This is a genomic window from Gelidibacter sp. (genome assembly GCF_039916245.1).
Taxonomy (GTDB): Bacteria; Bacteroidota; Bacteroidia; order Flavobacteriales; family Flavobacteriaceae; genus Gelidibacter.
On sequence record NZ_JBDSLS010000185.1, the window covers coordinates 1 to 6,683 of the forward strand.

At 37.7% G+C, this 6,683-nt stretch carries 6 protein-coding genes and 1 tRNA gene; all 7 read left to right on the forward strand.

All coding sequences use genetic code 11. The annotated features are described in order from the left end of the window. Positions 1–61 precede the first annotated feature (61 nt). The 7 genes from ABIQ28_RS10005 to ABIQ28_RS10035 all read left to right on the forward strand — a co-directional run bounded on the left by ABIQ28_RS10005 (position 62) and on the right by ABIQ28_RS10035 (position 6,578). On the forward strand, positions 62–1,126 hold the full coding sequence (locus tag ABIQ28_RS10005; protein ID WP_348036832.1) for an anhydro-N-acetylmuramic acid kinase: 1,065 nt from the start codon (positions 62–64) through the stop codon (positions 1,124–1,126). Positions 1,127–1,618: 492 nt separating this feature from the next. Continuing rightward, positions 1,619–3,043 carry a sodium:proton antiporter NhaD gene (nhaD, locus tag ABIQ28_RS10010; protein ID WP_348036834.1) on the forward strand — a complete coding sequence of 475 codons (1,425 nt, stop codon included), beginning with the start codon at positions 1,619–1,621 and terminating at the stop codon, positions 3,041–3,043. Positions 3,044–3,107: 64 nt separating this feature from the next. Then, positions 3,108–3,803: a MotA/TolQ/ExbB proton channel family protein gene (locus ABIQ28_RS10015; protein ID WP_348036836.1), complete on the forward strand. Its 696-nt coding sequence runs from the start codon at positions 3,108–3,110 to the stop codon at positions 3,801–3,803. A 122-nt stretch (positions 3,804–3,925) separates the two neighbouring features. Beyond that, positions 3,926–4,318, forward strand: a complete 393-nt coding sequence (locus ABIQ28_RS10020) for a biopolymer transporter ExbD (protein WP_348036838.1) — start codon at positions 3,926–3,928, stop codon at positions 4,316–4,318. 1 nt (position 4,319) lies between these two features. Beyond that, positions 4,320–5,210 (forward strand): energy transducer TonB, encoded by an 891-nt coding sequence (locus tag ABIQ28_RS10025; protein WP_348036840.1) that lies wholly within the window; start codon positions 4,320–4,322, stop codon positions 5,208–5,210. Position 5,211: 1 nt separating this feature from the next. After that, positions 5,212–6,432 (forward strand): folylpolyglutamate synthase/dihydrofolate synthase family protein, encoded by a 1,221-nt coding sequence (locus ABIQ28_RS10030; protein ID WP_348036842.1) that lies wholly within the window; start codon positions 5,212–5,214, stop codon positions 6,430–6,432. 71 nt (positions 6,433–6,503) lie between these two features. Then, positions 6,504–6,578: transfer RNA gene (locus ABIQ28_RS10035), tRNA-Val, on the forward strand. The last annotated feature ends 105 nt before the right edge of the window (positions 6,579–6,683 follow it).

A 6,683-nucleotide genomic window follows, 5' to 3' on the forward strand; every position in this document is an offset into this window, starting at 1 on the left:
ACGAATCCAAATATAAGGTTTTACTAGTATTTTATCAATTTGAATAGCTATTTTTACGGCTATGAACAAAAATCACTACAACGTAATAGGAGTTATGTCAGGCACGTCCTTGGATGGATTGGATATAGCACATTGCACTTTCACCTGTTCGGAGGGTTGGGAATTTAAAATATTGGAGGCAGAAACCTGGCCGTATCCATCTGATTGGGTTGAAAAACTACGAAACTTAGTAAATTTTACGAAGTCGGAATTACTCCAATTGGATGAAGACTATACCCGTTTTACTGGAGACGCAATCAGTCGGTTTATTCAAAAACACAAGCTTGCCGCGTTAGATGCGATATGCTCACATGGTCACACAGCATTGCATCAACCAGAAATTGGACTGACTTATCAAATAGGGAATTTACCAAAACTAGCAACGATTTTAAAGGAAACTGTGGTTTGTGATTTCAGGGTTGAAGATGTTGCTCTGGGCGGTCAAGGCGCGCCATTAGTACCTATTGGCGATCGGCTTTTGTTCTCTAAATATGACTATTGCCTTAATTTGGGTGGTTTTGCAAATATTTCATTTGAACACAAGGGACAACGGATTGCTTATGATGTTTGCCCAGCCAATATCGTCCTCAATCATTATGTGGGAAACTTAGGATTTGACTATGATAATGGTGGGAAAATCGCGAAATCAGGGGCAGTTAATGAACTTTTGTTGCAAGAGCTGAATGCTTTAAGCTATTATAAATCCCATTATCCAAAATCATTAGGATTGGAATGGGTTAAATCAGAAATCTTTCCATTGATTGATTCGTTTCAATTAAGCACCAAAGATATTTTAAGAACATTTGTTGAGCACATAGCCATTCAAATTTCTAACGAAATCAAATCTAAAAGTAAAACGTCAGTATTAACGACTGGAGGTGGTGCATTCAATACGTTTTTGATGGAGCGCGTTTCTGAAAAAACCAAGAGTGTTATCGTTATTCCTGAAAACCCTATAATAGAGTTTAAAGAAGCGCTCATTTTTGCGTTTTTAGGCGTGTTAAAACACCGTAATGAAACCAATTGTTTGAGCAGTGTGACAGGTGCTTTACATGATCACAGCTCGGGTAAAATTTATTATTCGTAAAATAATGGTGAATTTAATTCAAAGAGATTTATAGTTTTTTATATTTGTTACAGAATATAAGATAAAAAGTCAATTTTTTAGCGTATTATCTAACTTAACCAACTAGAATGAACATCATCGAATGACAGAATTACTTCATAACTGCGAAGAAAAACAATCTGTAATTGCAATACAATCGGAAAACCTGAACGACAAGTTTATTGGTTGCTCCTTCTTTATGCAGTTGTCTGTCAGAAAGATGTATCCCTATGCATGACGGTTTAAATATGAATGTGTGTTGCCTTTGTCAAAACAGATAAAAGGAAATACGCTGTGGTTAGAGTATTTGCTAATTTTATGGAAAAGAAGGGTCAAATTGAAAGGTGTTATTTCTGAAAACATAGAAAACAGTATCAAAAAATAACCGAAGGAGTTTAAATTAAAAATAAAGGTAAAACAGGCGTAAGCGAAACCGCGTAAAGAATAGCATTTAATCAACTTAATATTTTATTTATGGAAACCGCAATTATATTGGTATTTGTGATTGGTTATTTAGCCATTACTTTAGAGCATAGCATTAAAATTGACAAGCTTATTCCAGCTTTGGTCATGATGGCTATCGCTTGGGCTTTGATTTCTTTAGGATTGGAGAGCTTTCCCAATTGGTTTGATTCTGCCAATCATGGTTTGGTTGAGGGCTTTGCCAGTTTGCCGGTAGAGAATTTAGAAAATCCAGCGGCGAGTAAAATGAGCTATATGGAAAACACCTTGCTTCACCATTTAGGAAAAACGGCTGAGATCTTGGTGTTCTTATTGGGAGCAATGACCATCGTTGAGATTATTGATTATTTTGATGGGTTCTCAACCATAAAAGGCTTTGTTAAAACCAAGAAAAAAACAAAAATTCTATGGATTTTCTCCATTTTAGCTTTTGCACTTTCTGCAATTATTGACAACTTAACTGCAACAATTGTATTGATTTCCATTCTTCAAAAAATTGTAAAAGAAAGAGATATGCGTTTGTGGTATGCAGGTCTTATCATTATTGCTGCTAATGCTGGAGGTGCTTGGTCTCCAATTGGCGACGTGACGACCACCATGCTTTGGATTGGTAAAAAAGTAACTTCAAGCCATTTATTTGTGTATTTGTTCTTGCCTTCCTTAATCTGTATGGCCGTTCCAGCACTTATAGCGTCATTCCTTCCTGTGTTTAAAGGAAATTTAACCATAGATGATGAAGATTTAATTGACGAACAACCAAAAAGTAAATACAGTGCCACGATGTTATATTTAGGTCTTGGAGCGATTGTATTCGTGCCAGTATTTAAAACAATAACGCACTTGCCTCCTTATGTCGGGATGATGTTGTCTCTTGGTATTGTGGCAATATTTGCCGAAGTTTATAGTAGAAGAAATTTTAGTATGACCACTCCAGATTCGGCTGAAGGAGATATCCATGCTCATCACAGTCCTGTACATTCATCTTTGGCAAAAATTGAATTGCCAAGTATTTTATTCTTCCTTGGAATATTGATGGCCGTAGCTGCTTTAGAATCTTTAGGGATTTTATTCACATTCGCAACCTCATTACAAGATACCATGCCAATGTTGGGTACAGAATTACACCATGAAGGTGTTTCCGATTTAGTGGTACTATTGCTAGGAGTTGCCTCAGCAGTTATTGATAACGTGCCATTGGTGGCGGCTAGTTTAGGAATGTTTTCTGAGCCTATGGATAATGAGCTATGGCATTTTGTAGCTTATTCGGCAGGAACAGGAGGAAGTATGTTAATCATAGGATCGGCTGCAGGAGTTGTAGCTATGGGTATGGAAAAGATAGATTTCTTTTGGTACCTTAAAAAAATCTCTTGGTTAGCATTGATCGGATTCTTGGCAGGTGCCGTAGTTTTTATGTTTACAAGACAAATTATTTTTTAAATACATACTTAAGCCTAGTATTAGACGTTATACACTAGTTATATAAATTTTAATGATTATAAATATGATATTACAGAGTGCTATTCAAGATGGAACGGAACTTGTTCCTGATGGTGAATCAGTAGAGAAAACATTATCCATAATTGAATTGATTGCAAGTGGAGGAACGGCAGGAATGGTTATTATTGCCGTCTTGTTTGTGTTGTTGGTATTTGCCATTTATATTTATTTCGAAAGGCTTTTCGCTATTAAGGCAGCTTCCAAAATAGATTCCAATTTCATGAACCAGATAAAGGATCACGTGTCCAATGGTAAAATAGACTCGGCTCAAATTCTTTGTGCTCAAGTCAACACGCCAGTTTCAAGATTGATCAATAAAGGAATCAGCCGTATTGGGAAACCTTTGGATGATATTGGAACGGCTCTGGAAAGCGCTGGACGTTTGGAAGTTTATGAATTGGAGCGCAACGTTAGTGTTCTCGCAACTATTTCTGGTGTTGGTCCAATGATTGGCTTTTTAGGAACTGTTATTGGGATGATCTTATCCATCTTTGAAATTGCTAATGCTGGCGGTCAAATTGATATTAAATTGCTGGCCGACGGGCTATATACGGCAATGACCACAACCGTTGGTGGATTAATAGTGGGTATTGTCGCCTTTATGTTCTATAATCATTTGGTGGTTAAGACGGATAAAGTCGTCTATCAGATGGAAGCCAATTCATTAGAGTTTTTAGATCATTTGAACGAACCGATTTAGTTCAGTTGGCAGTTTTCAGTTGGCGGTCGACAGTAATTGGATTGGTCGACTAGAATTGTTGATAATTGTTGAAAATTGCATCTAAAAAAAATATTAATGATAATTTTGAGTAAGTCGTATCTATGAATATAAGAGGAAGAAATAAAGTAACACCAGAATTCAATATGTCGTCCATGACCGATATTGTTTTCTTGTTATTGATATTTTTTATGTTGGCATCAACTTTGGTAACCACAAATGCTATTGACATTCTGTTACCCAAAGCAGGTGGAAAAACGGAGAATAAACAATCGGTTGCCGTAAGTATTACCAAGGATTTAAACTATTATATCGATCAAAAGCTGGTTGGCGAAAGTGTTTTGGAACTTGAGTTAAAAAACTTACTGGCCAATCAAACAGAACCGACCATCGTTTTAAGAGCTGAAAAATCAGTAGCGGTTGAAAATGTTGTAAAAGTGATGGACATTGCAAATAGAAATAAATTTAAAGTCATTTTGGCCGTAAAGCCTAATTAATATGAAGTTTTTAGAAACCAAACACGAACGCAATTCGGCAAAAATCACCTCACTAATTGTGGTGATTTTGGTATTGTTGTTATTTGTTGTTGGTGCTCTTCCATATATGGATCCGCCTTTGGAATATGGCGTTGCAGTTAATTTTGGAACTTCAGACGTGGGTAGTGGCGAAGTGCAACCTTTAGAGCCTATCAAGTCTGAACCCAAAGAAGTTGTTACGGAGCCTGTTGTTAAGGAAACAAAAGTTGAAGAAACAAAAGCGGAGCCTAAAAAATCAGAACAACCTGCCGAAAAAGTATTGACAGCCGACAATTCAGAAGCCATTGCTATGAAAAAGCAAAAGGAAGCTGCAGATGCCAAGGCAAAAGCTGATGCCAATGCAAAGGCCGAGGTGGAACGTGCAGAAAAAGCCAAAGAAGCAGCCGAAGCGAAAAAACGACAAGAAGAAGCTGATAAAAAAGCAAAACTCGATGCATTGATTGGAGGCGTTAAAAAATCAGATGGTAAAGCCTCTGGCGGTGAAGGTGACGACAATAAGCCTGGAGATAAAGGTCAATTGGATGGCGATCCCTATGCACCAAGTTATTTTGGACAACCAGGTACAGGAAGTGGTGGTAGCGGAACCGGTTATGGATTGAGAGGAAGAGGAACACCTTCTAATGGTAAAGTAGTTCCGGATTGTTATGAAGAAGGTCGTGTGGTTGTTGAAATTCATGTGAATAGAGATGGACGCGTCGTGAATGCTATTCCTGGTAAAAAAGGAACTACAGGAAACATATGTTTGTATGAAGCTGCTCGAAAAACGGCGTTGACTTATAAATGGCCAGCAGATCCTAAAGCACCCTCTACTCAAATAGGGTTTGTGAAAATCGATTTTAGCGTTACCCAATAAAATGACTTATCAAGATACTGTCAACTGGATGTTTAATCAGTTACCAATGTATCAAAATCAAGGTAAAACGGCTTACAAGGCTAACCTTGACAATACATTGCAATTAATAGAACATCTTCATCATCCCGAAAACAATTTTAAAAGCATTCATGTAGCTGGCACCAACGGAAAAGGCTCCACCAGCCATATGTTGGCGTCCATTTTACAAGAGGCTGGCTATAAGGTTGGACTTTATACTTCTCCACATCTAAAAGACTTCAGAGAACGGATTAAAATCAATGGCAAAGAAGTAAGCGAAGCCTTTGTGGTGGATTTTATTCAAAAACATAAAGCCTTTTTTGAAACCCATTCGTTATCTTTTTTTGAAATGACGGTGGGTATGGCGTTTGATTATTTCTCCAAGGAAAAAGTTGATATTGCAGTGGTGGAAGTAGGTATGGGCGGACGATTAGATTCCACCAATGTCATTACATCCGAAGTATCCGTTATTACCAACATAGGATTGGACCATACTCAATTTTTAGGCAATACATTAGGAGCCATCGCTTTTGAAAAAGGCGGTATTATAAAATCGAATGTTCCGGTTGTAATAGGGGAGACTCAGCCTGAAACTGAGGCTATATTTATAGAAATAGCCAAGGAACGTCATGCCAACATTCAGTTCGCAGATCAACAGGAAGTTGAAAAAGACTATCAAAGTGATTTAAAAGGCGATTATCAGATAAAAAACAGAAAGACGGTTCTTTCTACAATAGAGGTTCTTCAACAGCGAGGATTTGAAATTTCAGAGGAATCCCTTGTTGAAGGTTTCAAAAATGTGATCAAGAACACCGGGTTACACGGACGATGGGAAGTTCTTCAGGAGCAACCAAAGGTTATTTGTGATACGGGGCACAACAAAGAAGGTTTACAATACGCCATGGCGCAATTAGCAAAAGAACAGTATGAACACCTACACATGGTCTTTGGAGTTGTAAATGATAAGGACGTTTCGACTATTTTACCTTTATTGCCCAAGGTAGCGACCTACTATTTTTGCAAACCGAATATCCCGAGAGGTTTTGACGCAAATGATTTAAAAAATATTTTCATTTCGAATGGATTTTTTGGAGAGTCATATAATAGCGTTGAGCAAGCCTTAAGTGCTGCGAAACAACATGCTACGAAGTTAGATGTTATTTATGTTGGTGGCAGTACGTTTGTTGTTGCAGAAATTATTTAAAAATTTTTGAATTTTTTTCAAAAAAGCTTTTGAGATATCAAAAACTAAACTATATTTGCACACCCATAACAGGGCGATTAGCTCAGCTGGTTCAGAGCACCTCGTTTACACCGAGGGGGTCGGGGGTTCGAACCCCTCATCGCCCACAAAAGTTCATACATTGTATGGACTTTTTTTATAAGTAGCCGGTCCATTAACTCAGCTGGTTCAGAGTGTCACGTCGACAACGTGGAAGTCACTGGTTCGAATCC

Bases quoted from the DNA above. Each gene is read 5' to 3' on its own strand.
- ABIQ28_RS10005 (WP_348036832.1), top strand. From the start codon at position 62: ATGAACAAAAATCACTACAACGTAATAGGAGTTATGTCAGGCACGTCC.
- nhaD (WP_348036834.1), top strand. From the start codon at position 1,619: ATGGAAACCGCAATTATATTGGTATTTGTGATTGGTTATTTAGCCATT.
- ABIQ28_RS10015 (WP_348036836.1), top strand. From the start codon at position 3,108: ATGATATTACAGAGTGCTATTCAAGATGGAACGGAACTTGTTCCTGAT.
- ABIQ28_RS10020 (WP_348036838.1), top strand. From the start codon at position 3,926: ATGAATATAAGAGGAAGAAATAAAGTAACACCAGAATTCAATATGTCG.
- ABIQ28_RS10025 (WP_348036840.1), top strand. From the start codon at position 4,320: ATGAAGTTTTTAGAAACCAAACACGAACGCAATTCGGCAAAAATCACC.
- ABIQ28_RS10030 (WP_348036842.1), top strand. From the start codon at position 5,212: ATGACTTATCAAGATACTGTCAACTGGATGTTTAATCAGTTACCAATG.